Source organism: Kribbella alba (genome assembly GCF_039529635.1).
GTDB classification, from domain to species: domain Bacteria; phylum Actinomycetota; class Actinomycetes; order Propionibacteriales; family Kribbellaceae; genus Kribbella; species Kribbella alba.
In genome coordinates, this window is record NZ_BAAANE010000007.1 from 550,741 (window position 1) to 574,832 (window position 24,092).

Sequence of the window (24,092 nt, forward strand, 5' to 3'; positions counted from 1 at the left end):
CCAGACACGACCGACTGGAGATGCCTGGCAATGGCCGCCGATGACCGAGATGACCGTAGCGACGCCGAGTCCAGCACGCGCGTAGCGACGCCACCGACCATGAAGGCCGCACGCGTATCGTCCGCTGCGGTGTTCCGGTGGGCGACCCTGGGCACTGTCGGCGTGCTGACGGTGCTGCTCTCTGCCTACAGTCTCTACACCGTACGCAGCGTTCTCGTGCTGGTCCTCCTAGCGTTGTTCCTCGCGGTAAGCCTCGATCCGGCGGTGCAATGGCTGTTGCGGCGGGGACTGCGCCGCGCGACCGCCGTCACCATTGTCTCCCTGGTTGTCGTTTTGATGGTGGCGGGCTTCACGTGGTCGGTCGTGCCTGCGATCGTCGACCAGGCCGGCAAGCTCCTCGCCAACCTGCCCGACTACCTCCGCACGCTGTCCGACGAGTCGAAGGTGGTCCGCGAAGTCACCGATCGGTACGACCTCACTGACCGGTTGAGTGCCCTGGTAGCTGGGGCTCCAGCCAAGCTCGCCGGTGGCGCGGTCGGCTTCATCCGCGGGTTCATCGGAACGGCCGCGTCCACCATCACCGTGCTGGTCCTGACGATGTACTTCATGGCGGACCTCCCTCGCATACGGCAGGGACTGCTCAGGTTGTTTCCCAGCCGCCGCCATCGGGTCGCGGAGATCACGGATGTCGTCGTCGACAAGGTCGGCGGATACATGATCGGCAACCTCACCATCTCGCTGATCGCGGGCACGGCGGCATATGTATGCCTGATGCTGGTGCGGGTTCCGTTCGCCCTGCCACTCGCGGCTGCGGTCGCGATCGCGGACCTGATCCCCATGATCGGAGCGACGCTCGGCGCGGTGATATGTCTCGTCGTCTCGCTCTTCACCGTCGGCATCTGGCCGAGGACCGTCATAGTGCTGCTCTTCTTCATCCTTTACCAGCAGGCCGAGAACTACTTGATCGCACCGCGTGTGCTGCGCAACACCGTCAACATGCCCTCTGTCGCGGTGTTGCTGGTCGCCCTGATCGGCGGCAGCCTGTTCGGCCTGGTCGGCGCGATCATGGCAATACCCGTCGCGGCCGCGGTCAAGGTGCTCATGTTTCCCGAGGTCACGGCTCCCGAACAAGCGACCTCAGACGCCGCGGCCGTCTCGGACTCCTGAACCCGCCGGGAACCTCTCGGCCCTACCATCGGCAGGTGGACACCGTGTACGAGGATGCGGAGCTCGATCGCCAGATCGCCCGGTTGGCCACGGCTCTGCTGAGCCGGCTCGACGAGTTGGCCGAGACGATGGCGGAGTGGATCCAGGGAGAAGTCACGGCGTACGTGGACAGCGAGCTTGTCCCGTACGCCGATCTCCGCGAGGACTGTCGTGCGCAGCTGCGCTCGATCCTGCCCACGCTCTGCGGGCCCGAGGCCGCGGACATCTCCTATGCGCGGCACAGCGGCCGGCAACGTGCCGCTCTGGGCGTACCGCTGGCCAAGGTGATGGAGGCCTACCGGGTCGGGGGCAGGTTCATCTGGGAGGCCCTTGTCGCCGAGGCGCAGAACACCCGCTTGCTCGGCAGTGAGGCACTGGTTCGCGCCGCCTCCAGGATCTGGCTGATCCTCGACGACTTCACGGACGCGATGGCGGGCGCGTACCGGGACGCGGTGGCCGAACGGATCGTCGCCCAGGAGCACGAACGCTCTGCCCTGGTGGCGGCGCTTCTGGAGGCGCGGATCACCGAGCACGAGACCCTCTGGGAAGCCGCCGAGATCCTGCGCATCTCCCATCGAGGACCGTTCGTCGTGGTCGCCGCGGAGGTGCCGGAGGTCGGCCGGCGAGCCTTCCCCGATATGGAAGTGCGGCTGCGGTCGGTTGGCATGTCGTCAGCCTGGCGACTGCTGGCGGACCTCCAGGTGGGCATCGTCGTGCTGCCCGAGAGCGGCCGGATGGACCAGCTCGTCGCCGCGCTCACCGTGCACGCCGAGCACCGGGTCGGCGTCAGCCCGCGGTACTCGAGGCTCGACGGGACCCGCGAGGCCCTGCGCTTCGCGAAGTTCGCGATTCTCGGCACCGCGGCCGGCACCAAGGTCACGCTCTTCGACAGCTCGCCGCTCGCAGTGACCGCGGCCAGTACGCCCGAGGTCATGGCTCGAATCGTCAACTCGACCCTGGGCCCGCTGGACACAACGCCCGCCGCCGACCGGGAGGTCCTGCTGGACACTCTGGAGGCTTGGCGCGACTGCGGCGGATCGACCGAGCGGGCAGCCAAGCAGCTCTTCGTCCACCCCAACACGGTCCGCCAACGCCTGCGTCGGATCGCGGAGCTGACCGGCTGCACGCTGACCGCACCTCGCGACGTCGCCCGACTCTGCCTGGCCCTGGAGGCCGTACGGCAGCAAGCACTCTGAGCCCGCAGCGTCATCGTATCGACACGCCGAGGTGACTGCGTCGGTTCATTTGGGTCATTCGTGCGTCGGATTGCCGATGCCGGAGCCGTACCCGGCCTCTTAGCGTCGTCTTAGCGGCCCACCTGAAGGGCGCGATGATCGACAGGAGGCTGCCATGGCTCACGACTGCGAACCGTTGCCACACGACCGGAACAGCTCGTTGCCGGAGTTGTTCGACACCGCGACAATGCCGCCGGACGACCGCCTCCGTCTCCTGCGGGACGGGATCGGCAGCGCCGCGGTGCCGGTCGAGATCGAGCATCATGTCGGTCCGGACGAGGTGTCCGCGAGAGGTGCCGGTCGCAAGCTGGGCCGGTTGTCGATCCTGACGGTCACGACGACGCCGTTGACCCTGCGGCGCACGGTACGACTGGCCCGAGCCGATCCGGAGCCGAGCATCGTCGTCGAGCTGCAGTTGGCCGGCCGGCGATCCGTCCTCCAGGACAACCGGCGAACGATGCTGAGCCCGGGCGATCTCATCCTGCTCGACAGTCGCCGGCCGTACCTGTCGACCAGCCTGGACCAAACCAGCCAGCAGTCCGTCCGCATCCCGACGGCGGATCTGGCGCTGACCGACCAGGCCCTCGCCCGCGTTGCCGGGTTGCGCCTCGGTCCACAGAACCCGGTCGCGAACCTCGCGGCGACGTACCTGACCCAGCTGATCGGTGATCACCGGCTGGCCGCAGAGGCGGACCTGGACATGTTCGAGGCTCCGACGATCGAGCTGGTCCGGGCTGTTGTGGCCACCCAGCTCGACGACGGCGTACCGGCCACAGAACCGATGGAGAACACGCTCGCCCTGCGGATCATGGAGTTCGCCCGGCAGCATCTCACCGATCCCGACCTGACCGCCGCGAAGATCGCCAGCGCCAACAACATCTCGGTCCGGCACCTTTACACAACACTGTCGCGGTCCGGCGTCGTACTGGGTGAATGGATCCGGGTACGCCGGCTGGAGGGAAGCCGGCGCGAGCTCGCGAGCAGCGCGGCGACCCGGAGGACGATCTCGTCCATCGCGCAGGCCTGGGGCTTCGGCGACGCGACCCACTTCAGTCGCACCTTCCGCGACGCGTTCGGCATGTCACCCCGTGAATGGCGCGCACTGCACCAGGACAAGCACCGCGCACACCTGACCAAGAACTACGCACACACAACAAACCAGACCGCCGCACACGCGGATAGCGTCGCATCGTGACCAACCACGAGGCCGCCTTCGTCGCCGGCAACGTGCCGGGCGTCACCGGCGTACGGAACGACCTGTCGCCGGCCAGCGGTGCGCTGCCGACCGGCGATGTGCGGCATTGGATCAGGAGGGCCTTGCGGCACTCGAAACTCGATGCCGAGAGCATCGGCGTGCGGGCTGTCAACGGCACGGTCATCCTCACCGGATTCGTCGCGTCCTGGGCCGAGCGCAGCTCGGCGGTCGCGGCCGCCTGGGCGGCGCCCGGCGTCATCGACGTCGACGACCGCCTCGAACTCTTCTACTACTGAGCAAGACCGAACAAGGAGGCTGTTGATGTTGTCGTCAATGTCGAAATCGCTGTTGTGGCGTGGACTGCTGGCCGTCGTTATCGGCGTGGTGTCCGTCGCCTGGCCGAACGTCACCGTCGGCGCGCTCGTGATCCTCTTCGCGGTGTACGCCTTCATCGCGGGCGCCGCGTCCGCGGCGCGCGCGTTCGCCAGCCGCAGCGCCGGCCCGGTGGTCGGCTACCTCCTACTCGCGCTGCTCGACGTCGTCGCCGGCATCGCCGCGCTGGCGTGGCCGAACATCACCGCGCTAGTGCTGACGATCTGGATCGCTGCGTGGGCGTTCGTCTCCGGCATCATCGAGGTGGCGATGGCCTTCCGGCACGGCGAGGACGCCGGGGAGCGGGCGATGTGGGCCCTCACCGGGCTCGTCTCGATCGCACTCGGCGTCGTGCTGGCGATCCGGCCCGACATCGGTGCGGTCAGCCTGGCCACTGTCTTCGGTCTGTTCAGCATCGTCTACGGCATCTCCACGGTGGTGCTGTCGGCGCAGCTTCGGAAGGCTGGATCGACCGCACAACCGCTGGCCAACCCCGTCAGCTGACAGGCGATGACAGACGATGAGCGCCGGCGGCTCGCAGAGCCGTCCGGCGCCACTTCCGAGTGGGACCTGTGGGGTCCGTACCTCAGCGAGCGTCAGTGGGGTACGGTCCGCGAGGACTACAGCGCGGACGGCTCCGCGTGGACATACCTGCCGCACGACCACGCCAGGTCGCGGGCGTACCGGTGGGGCGAGGACGGTCTGGCGGGTTTCAGCGACCGCGAGCAGCGACTGTGCCTGGGGATCGCGTTGTGGAACGGGCGCGACCCGATCCTCAAGGAGCGCCCGTTCGGCCTGACCGGACCGCAGGGCAACCACGGCGAGGACGTCAAGGACTACTGGTGGTACCTCGACGCGGTCCCCAGCCACGCGTGGAACCGGTGGCGCTACCACTACCCACACGCCGAGTTCCCGTACGCCGACCTGGTGGCCGAGAACGGCCGGCGTGGTCGCGACGAGCCGGAGTACGAGCTACTCGACACGGGCGTGTTCGACCAGGACAGATTCTGGATCGTCGACGTGACCTACGCCAAGGCGAGTCCGACGGACCTGCTGATGTCCGTACAAGTCACGAACGCCGGACCGGAGCGCGAGGTGGTGCACGTCCTGCCGACGGCCTGGTTCCGCAACACCTGGACCTGGACTCCGGACGCGCCGCGACCGAAGCTCGCCGCGAGCGGGAACGCCGCCGTCGACATCACCCATCCCGTGCTCGGCGAGCTGGAACTGCTCACCGCGCCGGGATCGGACGGGACCCTGCCGTCGTTGCTCTTCTGCGAGAACGAGACCAACGCCAACCGGCTGTACGGCGTGACGCCCGGGACGCGATACCCGAAGGACGGCATCAACGACCATGTCGTCTCAGGCGCTCCCTCGATCAACCCGGCGCGAGCAGGTACCAAGTCCGCCGCCTGGTACTGCCTTTCCATCGCCCCCGGCTCCACCGTCGAGCTCCGGCTACGGCTGCGGCCCGCGGCGTCGAGCTCCGACCCGCAGACGGCGCTCGGGACGGACTTCGACCGCGTCATGGCGGACCGCCAAGCCGAGGCCGACGACTTCTACGCCGAGCTGACCCCGCCGGCCGCGACACCTGACGAGGCGATGGTGATGCGCCAGGCGTTCGCCGGTCTGTTGTGGAGCAAGCAGCTGTACGCCTTCACTGTGGCCCGCTGGCTCGACGGCGACCCCGGACTTCCACCACCTCCTGGGGCCCGGCGTACCGGCCGTAACGACCGGTGGCGCACCTTCGATGCCTTCGACATCATGTCCATGCCGGACAAGTGGGAATACCCATGGTTCGCGGCCTGGGACCTGGCGTTTCACTGTGTTGCCTTGGCCCACGTGGATCCCGGGTTCGCGAAGAGTCAACTGCTGCTGATCTGCCGCGAGTGGTTCCAGCACCCGAACGGCGCCCTGCCGGCGTACGAGTGGGACTTCGGTGATGTCAACCCACCGGTACAGGCCTGGGCCGCTCTGGAGGTCTTCGCGATCGACGGTGGCCGCGACCTCGACTTCCTCAGCCGGGTGTTCGACAAGCTCATGGTGAACTTCACCTGGTGGATCAACCGCGAGGACTCCGACGGCTCCAACGTGTTCGAGGGCGGGTTCCTGGGACTGGACAACATCGGCCCGCTGGATCGTTCGCACCTGCCGGTCGGCGGCCGGCTGGAGCAGGCGGACGCGACCGGGTGGATGGCCGGCTACGCGCTGTCGATGGCGACGATCGCGGCCATCCTGTACCGCACCGGCCAGCGCCCAGGACTCGATCTGACGGTCAAGTTCCTCGAGCACTTCGCCGGCATCCGCAACGCCCTGGACCGGCAGGGGCTGTGGGATGCCGCCGACGGGCTCTTCTACGACCGCCTCGTCACGCCGAGCGGCGTCGCGGTACCGGTGAAGGCGCAGTCGATGGTGGGCATCATCCCGATGCTCGCGGCGGCAGTCGTCGACGAGCCGACGCTCGACCACGCCGTTGCTGTGGGCAAGCAGTTCGCCGGCTTGCTCGACCGGCATCTGCCGACGGATCCCGGGCCCCTCGAGACGGCGGGGTTGTTACGAGGAGACCCGGGCGAGCGGCGGCTGCTGGTGGGGGCGGTCGGCGTGGACCGGGTCACCCAGCTGTTCCGCCGGCTGTTCGACCCCGAGGAGTTCTTGTCGCCGTACGGTCTGCGGTCGTTGTCGGCGTACCACCGCGATCACCCTTACACGGTTGACGTCGAGGGAGTACGGGCGACCATCGACTACGAACCCGCTGAGTCCACCACGGCGATGTTCGGCGGCAACTCGAACTGGCGCGGGCCGGTGTGGTTTCCGTTGAACTACCTCGCAACCAGTGCGCTTCAGCGCTATGCCAGGTTCTTCGGCAAGGACTTCAGCGTCGAGTATCCGACCGGCTCTGGGGAGCTGGTGACCCTCGATGCCGTGGTCGCCGACCTGTGGGCCAGATCGGCGTCGATCTTCGTCGTCGGTCCAGACCAGCGGCGGCCGTGCTTCGGCTGGGTCGACCGCCTCCAGCACGACCCGAACTGGCGGGAGAATCTCATGTTCCACGAGTATTTCCATGGCGACAACGGGGCCGGACTGGGCGCCTCGCACCAGACCGGGTGGACCGGACTGGTTGCCGATGTCATCCGTCGCCGGCACGGGGTCGTGCCATCGATCGACGACGTCATCCTTCGCCTGGGCGCCGAGGGCGAGCAGCAATGAGCGTCCCGACCGTCCTCCCTGGATCGCCGTCCCCGCTGGGAGCCACCCTCCAGTCCGGCGGTACGAACTTCGCGGTCGTCTCAGCCGCCGACGGCGTACTGCTCTGCCTGTTCGACCGGGACGGAAACGAGACGAGGATCCCGCTGCCGGAGCGGGACGGTGAGGTCTGGCACGGGTTCGTCCCGGGGATCGGAGCCGGCCAGGCCTACGGATACCGGGCCACCGGGCCGTACGAACCGCGCCGAGGACTGCGCTGCAACCCGGCAAAGCTGCTGCTCGACCCGTATGCGCGGGCCATCGACGGGCAGGTGCGGTTCGGACCGGAGGTCCTGGGGCACTCCGTGCCGGACGAGGACACCGCGAGCCCGCTCGACTCGGCGGCCTTTGTTCCGCGCAGCCTGGTCGTGGACACATCCTTCACCTCGGCCGACCGGCCGCGCCCCCACCACTCGTACGCCGACACGGTCATCTACGAGGCTCATGTCAAAGGCTTCACCGCGACGCATCCCGCTGTTCCGCCGGAGCTTCGCGGCACGTACGCCGGGCTGGCGCACGAGGCCGCGGTAGGACATCTGGTCGACCTCGGGGTCACCACGGTGGAACTGCTCCCGATCCACCAGAACGTACCGGAGGCCTTCCTGGTGGAACGCGGCCTGACGAACTACTGGGGTTACAACACCATCGGGTACTTCGCTCCGCACGCCGGCTACTCCGCCGCGGTTCGGGCCGGGCGGCCAGGCGGGCAGGTCGCCGAGTTCCGGAGCATGGTGGACACTCTGCACGGCGCGGGGCTCGAGGTCATTCTCGATGTCGTCTTCAACCACACCGCCGAAGGCAACCACCTGGGGCCGACGCTGTCGCACCGCGGGCTGCACAACCCTGCCTACTACCGGCTCGATCCGACGGACCTGCGCCACTACGTCGACACGACCGGGACCGGCAACTCGCTCAACGCCGCGAACCCGGTGAGTCTGCAGTTGATCATGGACTCCCTGCGCTACTGGTTGCGGGAGATGGACGTCGACGGGTTCCGGTTCGACCTGGCCCCGACCCTGGCCCGCCAGGAGGGCGGGTTTGACCGGCTGTCGGCGTTCTTCGACCTGGTGGCCCAGGACCCGATCGTGTCGCGCGCCAAGCTCATCGCCGAGCCGTGGGACGTCGGCCAGCTGGACAGTTACGACCTGGGCCGGTTCCCGGCCCGGTGGAGTGAGTGGAACGGCCGGTACCGGGACGTGATGCGCGATTTCTGGCGCAGCCACGACGGGTTGATCCCAGAGTTCGCCGCCCGCTTCAGCGGCTCGTCGGACCTGTACGGCGCAGCCGGCCGGCGCCCGACCGCTTCGATCAACTTCATCACCGTCCATGACGGATTCACCATGGCAGACCTCGTTTCGTACGACGCCAAGCACAACGACGCCAACGGTGACGACAACCGCGACGGTACGGACGACAACCGCTCTTGGAACTGTGGCGTCGAGGGCCCGGCGACTGATCCGGCGGTCGTCGAGCTCCGCGCCAGACAGCGACGAGCGCTGCTCACCACGGTGATGCTCTCGCTCGGTGTGCCGATGCTGCTGGGCGGTGACGAGGTCGGCCGCACGCAACGCGGCAACAACAACGGCTACTGCCAGGACAGCGCGATCAGCTGGTTCGACTGGTCCGCGCCGGACGAGGACCTGCTCGGGTTCACCAGGAAGCTGGTCCGGCTCCGCAGAGCACACCCGGTGTTCCGGCGCCGCCGCTTCCTCACCGGTGTCGAGGCCGACGAGCTCAGCTGGTACACCCCGGCCGGGACGCGGATGACTCCGGACAACTGGCGCGACCCCAACGCCCGATCCATCGCGCTGTACCTCGACGGCGCCGACGATCCCGACACCGCAGATGACGGTACGCCGCTCATCGACGACGACTTCCTGCTCCTCGTCAATGCCTGGTGGGAACCGCTGGAGTTCGTCGTACCGTCCACCCGTGCCGACCAGGCTTGGGAACCGGTGGTGGACACGTACGAGACGTGCGCTCTCGCCGCAACCAAACGCTACGCCGCCGGGGATGGCATCACGGTCCGCCCGCGGTCGATTGTCGTCCTGCAGGGACGAGCGCCCGCCTGAAGGCCTTGTTCTACGTGCTTTCCGCAGCCGGTCAGCGGTAACGCCGATGTGGTGGAGCGATCCGACACAGAGGATCGAAGAGTCCGATGAACCGATGCGAAGGAGGACACAAATGTCCTGGGACGACGATGTGGTGGCCAATGTGAGTGACGAGCTCTTCTGGGACCCGAAGGTGGACAGCGCTGCGATCGCCGTGTCCGCGAAGGATGGCGCGGTGACGCTTCGTGGCACTGTCGGCAGTCTGCGGGAGAAGCGGGAGGCACGGAAGGCGGCGCAGCGAGTCTTCGGGGTGAACTGGGTCGACGACGAGTTGAAGGTGCGGTTGATGGACGGCCAAGGGCGCGCCGACTCCGAACTGCGCGGCTTCGTCCTGCAAGCGCTGACACTGGACAGCCTCGTACCGGCGACGGTCGACGCCAAGGTGGCGGATGGCTTCGTCACGCTGACAGGCACGGTGGACTGGCAGTACCAGCGCGACGAGGCGGACCTGGTCGCCTCGAGCATCGCCGGCGCACTCGACGTCTTCAACGAGATCGAGATCACGCAGCCGACGCCGAACGCCGCGGACACGGAGGAGTCGATCAAGAAGGCGTTCAAGCGCAATGCCGCCCTGGATGCCGACGCGCTTCGGATCTCGACCCTTGACGGGGCCGTGACCGTCAAGGGAAAGGTCAGCTCGTGGTCCGAGCACGACGAGGCGATCGCGGCGGCTTGGGCGGCGCCGGGTGTCACGTCCGTCCGTGATGACCTGACGATCAAGTACTGACCACCTCACCGGGGCACGGGCGGCGCCACGACGCCGCCCGTGCCCGGGCTGCCGGCAGCACGCGTCACCTGCGGCCGTGGCTCTGCGTCCGTGCTCTCTTCCGGGTGGTGTTCATGACCTCGATCCCAGGCCGTCCGGTTCCGCGTCGCTTCGGGCGGCGAAAGCCGGCATTCAACCAGCGGCTGCCGGCCCAGCCCCACTCCATCCTGGTGTCTCTCGCCGGTCTGGTCGGACGCTCGGTCTATGACCGCAGAGGCAATCGCGTCGGCCGGGTGCATGACCTGATCGTTGCCTTAGGCAATGACGGTGAGTACCCGCCGCTGCATGGCATCCTCGTCCGTACCCGCCGCGACGTCGTCTTCATCCCCTACACGGCCATCGCGGGCATCTGCCGGTGGGAGGTGTATCTCACCTCCTTCGGTCTCCAGCCGCACCCGCTCCCCAACCAGGACAGAGTGGTCGCCTTGGCCGGCGACCTGCTCGATCGCCGGATTCTGGCCGCCGATGGAGTCACGACCGTGCGGGTGTCCGATCTTGTCCTGGAGTGCAGGATCGACGAGATCCGCCTGGTCGGCGCCGACGTCAGCATCCGCACCCTCCTCCGCCGCGTCGGGACTTCCTGGATGAGGCGGAGGGTCGCCGCTGGACGGGTCTACGAGTGGGGTGCCCTCGGCGCGAGTCATCAACCCCTGGAGACGAAGAGTCGACCGAGTATCTGACGGGGATGGGCTCCGCGGAATCGGCAGGCAGACAAGAGGCCAGTCAACTCGGCACGGGCAGCAAGGGGCAGTGCACGGAGAACACAGTCCTCCGCGGGACCCGCGGTTAGCGTGGTGATCATCAGCGCCTGCCAGGCCGAAGCGTCTGGCCAAGGTCCCCATCCTGAGGAGTAGACATGACCGACGAGGCATTGGCCCTGAGCGTCAAGGACGAACTGTTCTGGGACCCGAAGGTGGACAGCGAGGAGATCGCGGTGTCCGCGGACGACGGAACGATCATGCTCCGCGGGACCGTCGGCAGCTTCCGGCAGAAGCGGGACGCCAAGAAGGCCGCGGAACGTGTCCACGGCGTCGTGTACGTCGAGAACGACCTGACGGTACGGATCCTCACCAATGGCCGGCGCGCCGATGCCGACCTGCGCGGCGATGTCCTGCAGGCGTTGCTGCTCGACTCTCTGATCCCGACCACGGTCGACGCCACGGTCGAGGACGGGTACGTCACCTTGTCCGGCACGGTCGACTGGCAGTACCAGCGTGACGAGGCGACGTTCGTCGCCGGCAACATTCTCGGCGTGACCGGCGTCGGCAACGAGATCCTGGTGGGCGGTGCCGGCCGCACGATCAGCGGGGTCTCGGACGCCATCCAGAAGGCGTTCAAGCGTGACGCCAAGATCGATGCTGACGATCTCACCGTGGCAGCCTCGGACGGAACGGTGACCCTCAGCGGCAGTGTGCGGTCTTGGTCGGAGCACGACGCGGCCCTCGCGGCTGCCTGGGCTGCCCCCGGCGTAACCAACGTCAACGACCGGCTGGCCGTCTCGTACTGACATGATCGACAGGGAACCGACCACGACACTCGATCAACATTGCCCCTTGCAGAGACTCCCACTGGGGGCCGTCACCACGGCCCGGCGTCCATGCGCCACCGCCGAGCGTCTGGCGGAGCACGCTGTCCGGCTTGCCCGGACGACCGAGGCACTCGAGGATCATGCGGCCCTGGTTGCGCACGAGGTCAAGTCGTCGCTCCTCTCCGCCCTCCACAGCGATGACCTGCGCCTGGGTGTGAACCATGCGATCGAGCTGGTCGACTCCATCCTGGAGGCGGTGCACGCCGAAGGGGATCCCGGCCACAGCACCGCACTGACGGTGGACTGCGTACGGCAAGCCGTCGCCGACAGCAGACACCGGATCGAGGTCATCATGGGGCCGGTCGATGACCTGCCGATCCCGGCAGGCGTTCTCCGGCTTGTGCTCAGGAATCTCGTGGCCAATGCCGCGGCAGCCGGTGCACGCCGCCTTCATGTCTGGTCCCGAGTGCAGCGCGACCGCAGTATCCTCGTCGTCGAGGACGACGGGGTAGGGCCGGGCGCGAGCAGGGGCTACGCGACCGGCACGCGGCTCGGTCTCACCTTGTGCCGTCGGTTGGTCGCCCGATTCGACGGCGTCATCGAGCTCGAACCCCGGACTGTCGGAGGAGCTCGCGCCATGGTCAGCATCGGGCGCAGCGGATGATCAGGATCTTGCTCGTCGACGATCATGGGCTGATCCGTTCGTCGCTGCGGACCCGACTCGATCGCGAGCCCGACCTGACGCCTGTCGGCGAGGCGGGAACTGTCCGGCAGGCCATCCAAGCGGCACGCACACTGCAACCCGATGTCGTCCTGCTGGACCTGGTGCTGCCGCGGCGGAGCGGGTCCGACGCCATACCGGACCTCCTCAAGGAAGCTCCGTCGACGAGGATCCTTGTCGTCTCGTCATTGGCTCAGCCGACGTCCGTACGGCGGGCCCTGGCCGCCGGCGCCCACGGCTATGTACCCAAACGAGCGTCCGACACCGAGTTGATCGAGGCGATTCACCGCATCGCGGCCGGTGAGCGCTACGTCGATCCCGATCTCGGCGCCCAACTGGTGGTCGCCGACGGCATACCGGCACTCGAGCCGATCTCTGACCGCGAGCGCGACGTGCTCTACCTGCTCGCCCTCGGCCATACGAATCAGGAGATCGGCAGGAAGCTCCACATCTCGGTGCGCACAGTCGACACACACCGAGCCCACCTGATGCGAAAACTCGAGTTGGAGACCAGAGCCGAACTTGTTCTGTTCGCACTCGCACACGGCCTGATCGGAGCAAGCTGACCTATCCCGACAAGTCAGCAAGATCTCTTGGACTGCGCGATTCGGCCTCCACTGGCTATACCCTCATGTTGGGATTCGCCGCTGTCGCGATGTTCCTCTCCATCGGCGGGTCCAGCTATGACTTCCACGACGGCTTGGGGTTGTCGGCCATTCGGCACGGGCTCGTGTTCGCTTCGAACGCCGCTCAGTGGTGGCACTCTGAACGTCATGGCCGTGTGCTTGCTCGCTGCCCAGGGGGCCGCTGTCTCGCCGATCTGGGCGCGTCCGTGGCGACCACTCGTCGAAAGGACACTGACGTGAACTTCACCATGCGGGTCATCACCGCCCTCGCCGCGCTGCGCGGTCAGCCGATCCGCCTGTCCAGCATCGCGGCCCCCGACAACGACCCGGACAGCGTCGTCATCGAACCGGATCCCCGCGCGCAGATCAGCCCCAGCCGCGGTAGCCGCTCCCACAAGCGCATTGCGTACGCCGATCACTCCCGCAAGCTGCGGATGGACGTCCTCACACCGCAAGGACGGGGTCCGCACCCGCTGGTGCTCTACCTGCCCGGTGGTGGATTCGTGTCTGCGCGTCGAGGGATGGCGGCCAAGCCGCGCCGCTATGTCGCGGACGCCGGATTCGTTGTCGCCAGCATCGACTACCGCACCACCAGCGTCGGCGCCACCTACCGCGACGGGCTCATCGATGTCGCTGCCGCGCTGCAGTTCCTGCGCGAACACGCTGCCGAGTACGGCATCGACCCTGGCCGGGTCGCGGTCTGGGGTGAATCAGCCGGCGGCTATATGGCTGCCATGGCCGCGACCGAACCGGACAACAGGATCAACGCTGTGGTCGACCTCTTCGGCGCGTCAAACCTCGCCGAAGTCGCCGCAGGATTCGACCCGGCGACCGTAGCCGCTTACACGGGTCCCACATCCGCCGTTCCGGCGTACATTCTGGGGCCGGGCCGCTCGCCGGCGGATCATCCCGAAGAGATCCGCCGAGCCGACCCGGCCAGCCGCGTCACCGCCCGAACCCCGCCCTTCCTGATCCTGCACGGCGATGACGACCGCATCATCGCGCCAACCCAGACGGCTCGCCTTCACCAGGCACTGCGAGCGGCCGGAGTCGACAGCACCCGCTATGTCCTCGAGGGCGGCGGGCACGGCGAGCTGTCAGACAATCCGGAGATGTGGAACAGCACCGAGCTGATGGATCGCGTAGTTGATTTCCTTCGCACCCGCCTCACCCAGACGGTTCGCTGAGCCGCCGCGCTCGCCGCCGGGCGTGGGATCTCCGTCATTCCGTTGTCAGTAGCAACGCTCTTCCGTGACCGAGCGTTGGCATCAGTTGTGCGATGTCGGTGGCCATCGGTCCCTTCGAGTACGTCGTCACCTTCGACGCGTTCCGCGCGGTCGACCTGATCGCGCCGCGGCCGCTGTTGATGATCGTCGGACGGGAGGCCGTCACCTCCTGGATGAGCGTCGAGGCCTTCCAGAAGGCAGGCGGCCCGAAGGAGCTGGTCTGGATCGACGGCGCCACACACAACGACACGTACGACAAGGACGAGTACGTCGCACCCGCGGTGGCCAAGCTGACCGACTTCTCCACGAACCATCTCGGCAAGTCCCTCTAACCGCGAGACGCCCCCACCGAGTCACTGGTGGGACTGGAGGTCTGCGATCTGGGCGCGGCACGAGTTGGCCGTCGCCCCGAGGTACGGTCGTCTTCCGGTTCCGCTGATCGGAGGAGTGGGCGTGGCTGGTGATATCAGGCTGATCGTTCAAGGTGACGACTTCGGCATGTGTCATGCCGTCAATGTCGGCACCATGCAGGCGTTTCGGGAGGGGATCCTGACGCAGGCGTCCACCATGGCCGCGTGCCCCTGGTTCACCGAGGCCGCGGCACTGGCGCGAGAGTCCGGAATTCCGCTCGGGGTACATCAGACCCTGACCTGCGAGTGGGATTTTCTGCGTTGGCGGCCGCTGACCGACGGACGCTCGCTGGTGGGTGATGATGGAACGTTCTTCCGGACGGTCGCTGAGGCCCGGGCCTCAGTCACACGGGTCGACGCCGTCCGCGAATTGTCGGCTCAGGCGGCGAAATTCGCCGCGGAGGGGCTCACTATCGACTACCTGGACGTCCATATGGGCGAGAGCGCCCCGGAGGCGTACGCCGAGATCTCGAACGCCGTCGGCAAGCCATACATCTACGGCCCCGTGGAGTCGCGACGGTTCGCCTCGATCGAGACTCTGAGCGACCGGGAAGGGTCTGCCAAGAAGCCCTGGATGCTCGCCTACATCGCCGGCCTGACGCCAGGCGTACACCTGTTGGTCACGCACTGCGCCGTCGCGGGACCGGAACTCGCTGCGCTGACCGCGCCCGGCACCGAGACCTACCGATGGGCCGAGGAATACCGGCTCGGGGACCAGGACATCGTGACCGACTCCGAGATCCGCAAGACGATCGAGGAGCGAGGCATCGACCTGGTAGCGATGCGCGACGCGTTCACCGACTGAGCCGTAGATGCAGAGGAGGAGTCAGCTGTGAAGGTCTTCTTGTCGACTGACATGGAGGGAACCGCCGGGGTCGTCGACTGGAGTCAGTGCCGCGGTCCGGGCCAGGAGTACGAGTACTACCGGGGTCAGCTGCAGGCGGAGGTCAACGCCGCGATCGACGGCGCACTTGCTGCGGGCGCGACCGAGTTCCTGGTCAACGACTCACATTCGACGATGCAGAATCTTCGCCCGGACGAGCTCCATGGCCGCGCGAGCTACCTGTCCGGCCGGCACAAGCCTCTGTACATGATGGAAGGCCTCGATGATTCCTTCGACGCGGCCTTCTTCGTCTCCTACCACGGGTCGGCGAACTCCACGTCGTCGGTCCTCTACCACACGTACAACCCCCGGGCCATCGCCGAAGTCCGCCTCAACGGCGCGATCGCCGGCGAGGCAGGGGTCAACGCGCTGGTGGCTCTCGCCCACGGGGTTCCGGTGGTACTCATTTCGGGCGACCGGTTGACGATCGACGAGGCGCAGCCGTTCTGTCCCGATGTCGAGGCGGTCGTCGTCAAGGAATCGGTCTCGCACAATGCCGCCCTGTCCCTGCATCCAGACGTGGCACGTGAGCTGATCCGGGAGGGCGCGCAACGCGCACTGAACCGGGTGACCGACTTCCAGCTGCCGGACATTACGCTGCCGGCCGAGCTGACCGTCCGGTTCCACAACCGTGCGCTAGCGGAACTGGCGTGCGCACTGCGGGGCGTCGAGCGACAAGACGAGAAGGTCGTTGCCATGCGCAATGACGACCCACTTCAACTGTTCCGCACGTTCATCGCTGCCGTGATGCTGAGCAGAGGCGTGAGCGAATGATCCAGGCCGGCTTGGTCGCCACGCCCGCACCGAGGTAACCACCTCGACGCCCGAGCAGTTCGTTGCCGGGCTCACGGACTTCGGGCCTGGTCGCTCGGAGCTCTTCGCCAACAGCCACGACGACTACCTCAAGGGTGCACGCCCAGGGACCCGGCTACGCGGCGGGCGGACGGCGCGACCGAGATCGACGTCGTGATTGTGCGCGACGGCAAGAACCTCAAGGGCCGCTTGCTCGCGTTCGTCTTCGCCTTCTTCGGCAAGCGCGTCTTGGGCTCGGCCTTCCACAACACCGTCCGGGTGATCGAAGCTCGCGGCATCGCCGCTGCCACGACAATCCGGAAGTAATCGGGGTCCTCGCTCTTGAACACCAGCACCTGGATGGTGTCGTCGCTCCATGCTGCGCGATCAGAACCCTGGTCGCTGCCGTGGAATCCCCTGACCCGACCACTGGCTCAGGGCACTTTGGGGGACGGTGCAACGAAGTGCCGTTCCCGGGATACCCGCGGGAACGGCACTTGTCGGATCAGCCCAGCGTCTTCAGCAGTGCCTGGACCGCCTTCTTCTCGGCGGCCGGATCCTTGGTGCCCCGGACCGAGGTGAAGAGCGCGTCGTTCTGGCTGTCGATGAAGCCCCAGGCCTTCCCATCGAGCTTCTCGAGTTTCGGCTGGTCGTCGTCCCACGCCTTCTCGTATGCGTCGACGGCGCTGCTCAGCCCGGCCTGGTCGCCCTTGACGAGGTCGGCGTCCATGCCGCGGATCAAGGTGCGGAACCGAGCTACGTCAGGCTTGGGGAACTTCGCTGTCGCCTGCGCCGAGGTCATATGGACGTTCGCCTCCGCCGGGTTCGGGCCCTCGCCCTCGGCCGCCGCGTTCGCGTGCGGCTGTGCGGACGCCCAGCTCAGCAGGATGCCGGCCGCGATGGCGGCGGCTGTCATGACGCCGACCAGTGGCCATTCGCGGCGCGGCTGGTGGTACTTCGCCGTCCGTTCGCGGTGCTGGTGCCCCTCGATGACGTCGGTCTTCGTCAGGGTCAGGTAGACGACCGTCGCCAGGATCGCGCTCAGGAAGATGATGCTGGTGACCAGCGTCCCGAGGCCGAGGCCCTGGTCGGGGACCTTGGGAGCGGCCAGCCAGTCGCCCAGGTTCGCGCCCAGCGGACGGGTGAGGATGTACACCAGCCAGAAGGCCAGGACGGGATTCGCGCCCAGTCGCCAGCAGCCGACGATGATCGCGATCAGCGCGAGCGGAAGGAGAACCGACACGCCAGGGCTCCAGCCGGTCAGCTCGAGGGTCCAGTCGCCGCTCGCGGTACCGAGCGCGAACGTGACCAGGACGGCCAGCCAGTAGAAGCTCTCGCGGGGCCGGCTGACGATGCTGTGGATGGAGAGAGTCCGTTCGCGGGCCCACCAGATGCCGAACACGACAGCAAGTGCCAGGGCGAACACAGTGGTACTGATCCATAGAGGCACGCCGAGCTGGTCGGTGAGGATGTCGGTGTAGAGCGTGCCGGTGACGCTGACGACCACGACGGTGAGCCAGTAGGCGGCCGGCTTGTACCGGGATGTGCTCAGCTGCCAGCCCAGGACTATGGCGAAGACCACGGTGAAGATGATCGCGGTAGCGATCAGTCCGACGCCTAGCTGCATGTTGATCCAGTCGGCGAAGCTCTCCCCGACGGTTGTGCAGAGGATCTTGATGAGCCAGAACCAGATAGTGACCTCAGGCACCTTGTTCAGCAGCACCCGGGGTGCGGCTGTACGGGATGCGGTATTGGTTGTCATGCCGGTCACCCTTGCGCGGAGCACCTGCACGCAACCTGACTGCCGCCGTCAGGCCCGTGGGAACCGGACTTCGACGTGTCCGCTACCGTCGGCCACCGCCCGTACGCCGAGGCCGGTCGCGGTCGCGATCCGGCGGACCACGGCGAGGCCGAGCCCGTGCCCGTCCGTGCCGCTGTGACCGGGCGCGAAGACGCGTTCGAGATCGTCCGGGCCGAAGCCCGGCCCGTCGTCAAGGACATGGACGAGGACACTGTCGCCGGCTTCCTCTGCCTGGAGGGACACAGTCGTTCTCGCGTGCCGGGTCGCGTTGTCCAGCAGGGGGGCCAAGACGGCTGCGACCACGTCAGCGCGGACGGCCACCTCGATGTCGGGTGGGGTGTCGATCTGCACCTCGCGGCCCTCGGAAACCTGTCGCAGCACAGCCGCCAGCCGGCAGGACGCCTCTCCGCGCATGCGCGACCGGGCGGCATCGAGGATCGTACTCACCGCGGTGCTGAGCCGGTCCGTCTCGGCGAGGACGAGCTGCGGGTCGACCTGGGTTCCCGAGAGCTCGGCCAGTTGAGCCTCACCGCGCAGTACGGACATCGGCGTACGCAGCTCGTGGGCGATCTCGTCGGTCAGCCGCCGCTCGTCGGCGATGGTGTCCGAGACCCGGTCAAGGAGCCGATCGAAGGTCTTGGCCAGCTCGCCGAGCTCGTCGCGGGCGGGTCCCAGACCGAAGCGGCGGCCCGGGTCGTGGTTCCCCCACTCGTCGGCGAGGGCGGACATCAGGTGGACGACGCGCAAGGCTCGGCTGACACCAAGGTAGGCGACGAAGCCTGCGAGCGCGACGGCGAGAGCGCCGAGCACGAGTGACATCATCATGCTGCGCTGCTCCGAGTGTTCGTACGGCGCGAGGTCCACGGTCACGACGATGGTGACGCGGTGCCCCTGCACCGGCAGCGGTACGGCGTACAGCAGGTAGCGACTCGTCGTCCGGAACTCGTCCCGGCCGGCTGTGCCCAGCTGGTCGACGACCTCGGCCACGGTGGAGTGACGAACTCCGTCGATGAGATGACCGTCGGCAAAGACCCAGGCGACAGCGTCGAAGGCATCGCCGGTGCCCTCGACGAGCCTCACTGTCCCGTTGTCAAGCTGGACCGTCGCTGCGACAGCCTCGGCCCGTGTGCGCGCCAGCGTTCGGGTGTCCGTTTCCGTCGCCCGGGTGAGCAGCACATGGCTGAGCACCACGAGTACGGCGACGACCAATGTCGCGGTCAGGACCGCGAGCGAGACGATCCGACCCCGGAGACCGGTCAGTCCCATCGGTAGCCGACCCCACGCACGGTCGCGACCCGGTCGGCGATCCCCAGCCGGTCGAGCTTCACGCGAAGTCGCCGCAGGTAGGAATCCAGTGTGTTCTCGCTGACATAAGCTCCGTGCGGCCAGCCCGCAGCCAGCAGAGCATGACGGCGTACGACCTCCCCGGGGACGGAGATCAGTCGGCCAAGCAGCCGGAACTCGGTCGGCGTCAGCGCCGCAGCGGCCCCGCCCCGGCGGACTTCGTGGCTGGTCGGGTCGAGCACCACCTCGTCGACGGTGACAGCGACCGTGGTCCGGCGCAGCAGAGCGCGAATCCGCACCAGCAACTCCGGGATGTCGAACGGTTTGGTGAGATAGTCGTCGGCCCCGGCTTCGAAGCCGCTGACCTTGTGGTGCATGCCGCCCAGCGCGGTGAGCATGAGCACCGGAGCGTCCACCCCATGCGCGCGTAATGCCAGGCAGACGTCCCGGCCGTCGGCGTCGGGCAGACCGATGTCGAGAATCACGACATGGGGGGTCGGGTCAAGCCGGGCGAGAAGATCGGAGCCTTTCGCCGTGGCAACGACCGAGTGGCCGTCGCTCTCCAGGGCTCGCCGCAGCAACCCGCGCAACGCGCGGTCATCCTCACAGACTGCGACCCTGGCCATACCGAGAACCGTACTGGCCCACCGGCCTCGCCCCCCGGACCGACCGGCATCGAGGCGTCACGCAACGCACACAACGGACGCCGCCGGGCGCGCTGGATAGATCATTTCGACCAGAATCGGGATCGGCAGCTGGTCCTTCAGGCGAGCGCAACCGTCCACATTTGCTGGTTGTGGGCTCAGGCAGGGCGCAAGGGTCAGTCGACCACCGCGGGCGGCGCGCCTTCGTCGACGAGGCGTGTCTCCTCGTGTTTGCGGGGGAGCATCAGGGCCGGTACCAGGGTGAGAACCACCAGCACCCAGGCGACCCAGTAGGTGTGTGAAAACGCCGTGGCGGCGTCGACCAGCCCGCGAGCGATGGCGGCGGGGTCGATGTGGAGCGGGGCAAGGCTCTCCGGCCGGGTGTTGGACAGGATGGCCGCTTGGGTCTCGCGGAGCCCGTTGCCCAGCCCGGGGACGCGCTGCGTACCAGGGATGATCGGCGAGTTGTTGAGCTGATTGGTGAGGATGACCGCCATCGTCGCGACCCCGCAGGACGAGGCGATCTGCTGGCTGATGTTGAGCAGGGTCGAGCCGCGCGCGACCTGAGCGCCGGAGAGGGTCCTGAGCGCCGAGGTGAACAGCGGCATCATCGTGGCCCCCATCCCGAAGCCCATCACGACCAGCATCCCGATGATCAGGAGGTACGGCGTGGTCGAGGTGATCTGGGTCAGTCCGAACATGCCGACGACGATCAGCGCGATCCCGACGGGCACGATCCGGCCCACCGGCACCTTGTCGACCAGCCTCCCGGCGATCGGCATGGTCACCATGGCGCCGAGCCCCTGCGGCGCCACCAGCAGGCCCGCGTGCAGTGTGGACTCACCGCGGATCTGCTGGAAGTAGGTCGGCACGAGGAGTAGCCCACCGAAGAACGCGGCGGCGAACAAGAACATCGTGACGATCGAGACGGTGAGGTTGCGGTTGCGGAACAGCCGGAGGTCGAGCAGCGGGTGCTCCGGCCGGAAGGAGTGCCAGACGAAGGTCGCCATCAGCAGCGCCCCGGCCAGCATCGAGACCCAGACCCGCGGCGCACCGAAGTCACCGTTCTCAACCGGCAGCGAGGAGACGCCGAAGAGGAACAACGCGAGTCCGGGGGACATCAGCGCCACTCCGAGGAGGTCGAGCGACTCCGACCGCTGCGGGTTGTCCTTGGCCAGGGCGGACCAGGCGTAGACCAGCGCGATCGCGCCAAGCGGCACGTTGATGAGGAAGATCCAGTGCCAGCTGGCCACCTGGATCAGCCAACCGCCCAGGATCGGTCCCAGGATCGGGCCGAGCAGCATGGGTACGCCGAGGATGGCCATCAGCCGGCCCATCCGGTGTGGTCCGGCGGCTCGGGTCATGATGGTCATGCCCAGCGGCATCAGCATGCCGCCGCCCAGCCCCTGCAGGACGCGGAAACCGATGAGTGTGTCGATGCTCGACGCGGTAGCACACAGGGCGGACCCGGCGGTGAAGAGAAAGATCGCGGTCATGTAGAGCCGCTTGGTGCCGAAGCGGTCGGCTGCCCATCCGGTCAGCGGAATCACGGTCGCGAGCGCGAGCGTGTACGCCGTGACCGTCCAGGCGACGGTGGAGTAGGCGACCGGGCTCTCGGGCGAGCCGAACTCGTCCTGGAAGGTCGGCAGAGCGACGTTGACCACGGTGATGTCGAGGATCGACATGATCGCCCCCAACACCACGACACCGGCGATCTTCAGAACGGCGGCATCGATGTGGTCGGGGTAGTCGGATTGGGTGGCTGGCTGGCTCACGGTCGGTCCCCCCTCGGAACGAATCGCGTCCCTGCAGACACTACGCGCCAATCGTCGGCGGACACGAGCACAAATCTCTCATCAGCCTGGAAGTGTGTCCTGCCCCTCGGCCGGCGGCGCGACCACGGGATTTATGAGTTGGGTGCACCAAAGTCGAGGCGGCTTCGAATGAGGTGCGCGTGAGCTCAGCGGCCGAGCAGGTCGGCGGCCAGGAGTTGTTGCCAGATCTCGGACTGGTCGACGACGGCGACGCCGAGCTTTTCGGCCTTGGTCAGTTTGGCGGCGCCGACGTCGGCGCCGGTGATGAGGAGGTCAGTGCTTGCTGAGACCGACGAGGCGATGGTCGCTCCTGCCTTCTCGCAGAGTCGTTGGAAGGCTGGGCGTGCGACCTTCTCGCCGGAGCGTGGGTCGCTGATCGCGCCGGTGACCACCACCGTTTTGCCTGCCAACGGTGCACCGGCCGCGACGACCGGCGGGAGGTCTTCCTCGCGCACGTCCAGCGAGACGCCCGCCGCGCGGAGCCGCTCGAGCTCGGGCCGCAGCCTGGTCAGATGCTCGATCAGCGAGGCGGCAACCTTCGGCCCGATGTCCTCCACGGCGACGAGGCCATCGACGCCTGCGTCGGCGACCTCCTCCAGTGAGCCGAATCCCGCTCGGCACACTCTGGCCGCGGTGCCCTCGGAGGCCATCGGGATCGCGAGCCCGATCAGCGCCCGGCGGAGGCCGACCTGACGGCTCGCATCGATCGAGTCGATCATGCGGGCAGCCGAGACCTCGCCGATGCGGTCGAACTCCAGCAGCCCTTCTTTGGTCAGCCGGTAGAAGTCCGACGGGTGTTCGAGGATCCCCGCCTCGGCCAGCCGCTCGATCCAGACGCCGCCGATGGCGTCGATGTCGGCGGCCGCCCGGGACGCCCAGTGGATCAGCCGCCGTACGGTCTGGGCGGGGCAGGCAACGTTGGTGCAGAACAGTTCGCGGCTGTTGCCCTGCTCGGTGAGTGGCTGCTCGCACGACGGGCACACCGTCGGCGGCACGATGTCTCGCTCCGCGCCCGTGCGCTTGGAGGCGTCCAGTACGCCGGCGACGAACGGGATCACGTCGCCGGCGCGGCGTACCAGGACTGTGTCGCCGATCTTGATGCCGCGGGCGCGGATCACTTCCTGATTGGCCAGCGTCGCGCGGGTGACCGTCGTACCGCCGACGAAGACGGGCTCCAGCCAGGCAACCGGCGCGATCTTGCCGGTTTTGCCGACATCCCAGACCACGTCGGCCAGCACGGTCGTCTTCTCCTCGGCGGCGAACTTGAACGCCAGCGCGCCGCGCGGCGAGCTGGACCGGGTGCCGGCGGCGGCGAAGGCGTCGCGATCGGCCAGTCGCAGTACGGCGCCGTCCAGGTCGTAGTCCAGGTCATTGCGCTGCTGCTCGATGGTCGTGATGACCTCCTGCGCCGCGGCGGCGTCGTCGCAGTGCCGCATGTCGGCGACGGTGAATCCGAGCGTCCGCAGCGCGCGGTCCAGATCGGCGTCCGTGTTGTCGGGGTCGCTGAGCAGGTCGAAGGCGAGGAACTGCAGGCGCCGTTCGGCGACGGTGGCCGGGTCCTTGGCGCGCAGGGTGCCGGCCGCTGCGTTCCTCGGGTTGATCAGGGGCTTGTCCGGGTGGGCGGTGTTGTAGGTGACGAAGGTGGAGCGCAACATGACTGCCTCGCCGCGGACCTCGATGCGGCCCGGTACGTCGAGCCGGTCCGGCACGCCGTCGGCGAGTGCACGCACCAGCGGGGTCACGTCATCGCCGGTCGTCCCGTCGCCGCGAGTGATCGCTCGTGCCAGTTTCCCGTTCTCGTAGACCAGGGCCAGTGACAGTCCGTCCAGCTTCGGCATGACTACCACCGACTGGCCGGGAAAGCGGCTGAAGAAGGCCTCCACCTGTTCTGGGCGGGTCGCCTTCTCCAGTGAGAGCATCGGCCGCGAGTGCCGGATCGGCGCGTGCAGCACTGCGGGCGCACCGACCTGTTCCAGCGGATTCGGGTCGGGCGTCAGCTCCGGATTGGCGTCGATCAGTGTCCGCAGTTCGTCCTCGATCGCGTCGTACTCCGCGTCGGCCACTACCGGCGAACCTCGGTAGTAGGCATCGCGCAGTACCACGATCTGATCAGCAAGCTCCTGAATGCGCTCCCCAACGTCCACGGCCCAGGACACTACCCGCGAGCCCCGACAAACTGCCCTGGCTGGGGGACCCTGTGCTCGGGCGGGCTTCTGTGGCTGACGTTAGAATCGC

The 24,092-nt window shown here is 67.6% G+C and carries 22 protein-coding genes; 17 read left to right on the top strand and 5 right to left on the bottom strand.

The features are described from left to right. The first annotated feature begins 99 nt into the window (after positions 1-99). From ABD210_RS20505 to ABD210_RS20585, 17 genes are all read left to right on the top strand, one after another. Complete coding sequence (locus ABD210_RS20505; RefSeq protein ID WP_344113419.1) at positions 100-1,167, top strand: AI-2E family transporter; 1,068 nt, start codon at positions 100-102, stop codon at positions 1,165-1,167. A gap of 35 nt (positions 1,168-1,202) precedes the next feature. Beyond that, positions 1,203-2,402 carry a PucR family transcriptional regulator gene (locus tag ABD210_RS20510; protein WP_344113420.1) on the top strand — a complete coding sequence of 400 codons (1,200 nt, stop codon included), beginning with the start codon at positions 1,203-1,205 and terminating at the stop codon, positions 2,400-2,402. 154 nt (positions 2,403-2,556) lie between these two features. After that, positions 2,557-3,636, top strand: a complete 1,080-nt coding sequence (locus ABD210_RS20515; RefSeq protein ID WP_344113422.1) for a helix-turn-helix domain-containing protein — start codon at positions 2,557-2,559, stop codon at positions 3,634-3,636. Beyond that, positions 3,633-3,932 carry a BON domain-containing protein gene (locus ABD210_RS20520; RefSeq protein WP_344113423.1) on the top strand — a complete coding sequence of 100 codons (300 nt, stop codon included), beginning with the start codon at positions 3,633-3,635 and terminating at the stop codon, positions 3,930-3,932. Before ABD210_RS20515 ends, ABD210_RS20520 begins: the two co-directional genes overlap by 4 nt. Positions 3,933-3,969: 37 nt before the next feature. Further along, positions 3,970-4,512 (top strand): HdeD family acid-resistance protein, encoded by a 543-nt coding sequence (locus ABD210_RS20525; protein ID WP_344113425.1) that lies wholly within the window; start codon positions 3,970-3,972, stop codon positions 4,510-4,512. Positions 4,513-4,518: 6 nt separating this feature from the next. Next, positions 4,519-7,215 carry an MGH1-like glycoside hydrolase domain-containing protein gene (locus ABD210_RS20530; RefSeq protein ID WP_344113427.1) on the top strand — a complete coding sequence of 899 codons (2,697 nt, stop codon included), beginning with the start codon at positions 4,519-4,521 and terminating at the stop codon, positions 7,213-7,215. Further along, on the top strand, positions 7,212-9,323 hold the full coding sequence (gene glgX, locus ABD210_RS20535; protein WP_344113428.1) for a glycogen debranching protein GlgX: 2,112 nt from the start codon (positions 7,212-7,214) through the stop codon (positions 9,321-9,323). The genes ABD210_RS20530 and glgX overlap by 4 nt, the downstream gene beginning before the upstream one ends. A 112-nt stretch (positions 9,324-9,435) precedes the next feature. After that, positions 9,436-10,089: a BON domain-containing protein gene (locus tag ABD210_RS20540; protein ID WP_344113430.1), complete on the top strand. Its 654-nt coding sequence runs from the start codon at positions 9,436-9,438 to the stop codon at positions 10,087-10,089. A 113-nt stretch (positions 10,090-10,202) separates the two neighbouring features. Further along, positions 10,203-10,808, top strand: coding sequence for a PRC-barrel domain-containing protein (locus ABD210_RS20545; RefSeq protein ID WP_344113431.1), 606 nt, complete (start codon positions 10,203-10,205; stop codon positions 10,806-10,808). Between the two features lie 176 nt (positions 10,809-10,984). Further along, positions 10,985-11,635: a BON domain-containing protein gene (locus ABD210_RS20550; protein WP_344113432.1), complete on the top strand. Its 651-nt coding sequence runs from the start codon at positions 10,985-10,987 to the stop codon at positions 11,633-11,635. A 46-nt stretch (positions 11,636-11,681) separates the two neighbouring features. After that, entirely contained in the window at positions 11,682-12,320 is a 639-nt protein-coding gene (locus ABD210_RS20555) for an ATP-binding protein (RefSeq protein WP_344113433.1), read from the top strand. Then, positions 12,317-12,943, top strand: coding sequence for a response regulator (locus tag ABD210_RS20560; RefSeq protein WP_344113434.1), 627 nt, complete (start codon positions 12,317-12,319; stop codon positions 12,941-12,943). Before ABD210_RS20555 ends, ABD210_RS20560 begins: the two co-directional genes overlap by 4 nt. A gap of 296 nt (positions 12,944-13,239) precedes the next feature. Beyond that, a complete protein-coding gene (locus tag ABD210_RS20565) occupies positions 13,240-14,190 on the top strand; it encodes an alpha/beta hydrolase (protein ID WP_344113435.1) in 951 nt (316 codons plus the stop codon). A 92-nt stretch (positions 14,191-14,282) separates the two neighbouring features. Beyond that, positions 14,283-14,561: an alpha/beta hydrolase gene (locus ABD210_RS20570; RefSeq protein ID WP_344113437.1), complete on the top strand. Its 279-nt coding sequence runs from the start codon at positions 14,283-14,285 to the stop codon at positions 14,559-14,561. 121 nt (positions 14,562-14,682) lie between these two features. Next, positions 14,683-15,444, top strand: a complete 762-nt coding sequence (locus ABD210_RS20575) for a carbohydrate deacetylase (RefSeq protein ID WP_344113438.1) — start codon at positions 14,683-14,685, stop codon at positions 15,442-15,444. Positions 15,445-15,471: 27 nt separating this feature from the next. Next, the gene (locus ABD210_RS20580) at positions 15,472-16,296 is read left to right on the top strand and encodes a M55 family metallopeptidase (RefSeq protein ID WP_344113439.1); all 825 of its coding nucleotides are present in this window, start codon (positions 15,472-15,474) and stop codon (positions 16,294-16,296) included. A gap of 192 nt (positions 16,297-16,488) precedes the next feature. After that, positions 16,489-16,641, top strand: coding sequence for a hypothetical protein (locus ABD210_RS20585; protein WP_344113440.1), 153 nt, complete (start codon positions 16,489-16,491; stop codon positions 16,639-16,641). Positions 16,642-16,819: 178 nt separating this feature from the next. On the opposite strand, the gene ABD210_RS20590 is transcribed toward ABD210_RS20585, so the two are convergent. The 5 genes from ABD210_RS20590 to ligA form a co-directional block, all read right to left on the bottom strand. Beyond that, complete coding sequence (locus tag ABD210_RS20590; RefSeq protein ID WP_344113441.1) at positions 16,820-18,076, bottom strand: COG4705 family protein; 1,257 nt, start codon at positions 18,074-18,076, stop codon at positions 16,820-16,822. A 48-nt stretch (positions 18,077-18,124) separates the two neighbouring features. Then, on the bottom strand, positions 18,125-19,381 hold the full coding sequence (locus tag ABD210_RS20595; RefSeq protein ID WP_344113442.1) for an ATP-binding protein: 1,257 nt from the start codon (positions 19,379-19,381) through the stop codon (positions 18,125-18,127). Further along, positions 19,372-20,025 carry a response regulator transcription factor gene (locus ABD210_RS20600; RefSeq protein WP_344113443.1) on the bottom strand — a complete coding sequence of 218 codons (654 nt, stop codon included), beginning with the start codon at positions 20,023-20,025 and terminating at the stop codon, positions 19,372-19,374. The genes ABD210_RS20595 and ABD210_RS20600 overlap by 10 nt, the downstream gene beginning before the upstream one ends. Before the next feature lie 194 nt (positions 20,026-20,219). Next, entirely contained in the window at positions 20,220-21,818 is a 1,599-nt protein-coding gene (locus ABD210_RS20605) for a DHA2 family efflux MFS transporter permease subunit (RefSeq protein ID WP_344113444.1), read from the bottom strand. Positions 21,819-22,003: 185 nt separating this feature from the next. Then, a complete protein-coding gene (gene ligA, locus ABD210_RS20610; protein WP_344113446.1) occupies positions 22,004-24,001 on the bottom strand; it encodes an NAD-dependent DNA ligase LigA in 1,998 nt (665 codons plus the stop codon). Between the last annotated feature and the right edge of the window lie 91 nt (positions 24,002-24,092).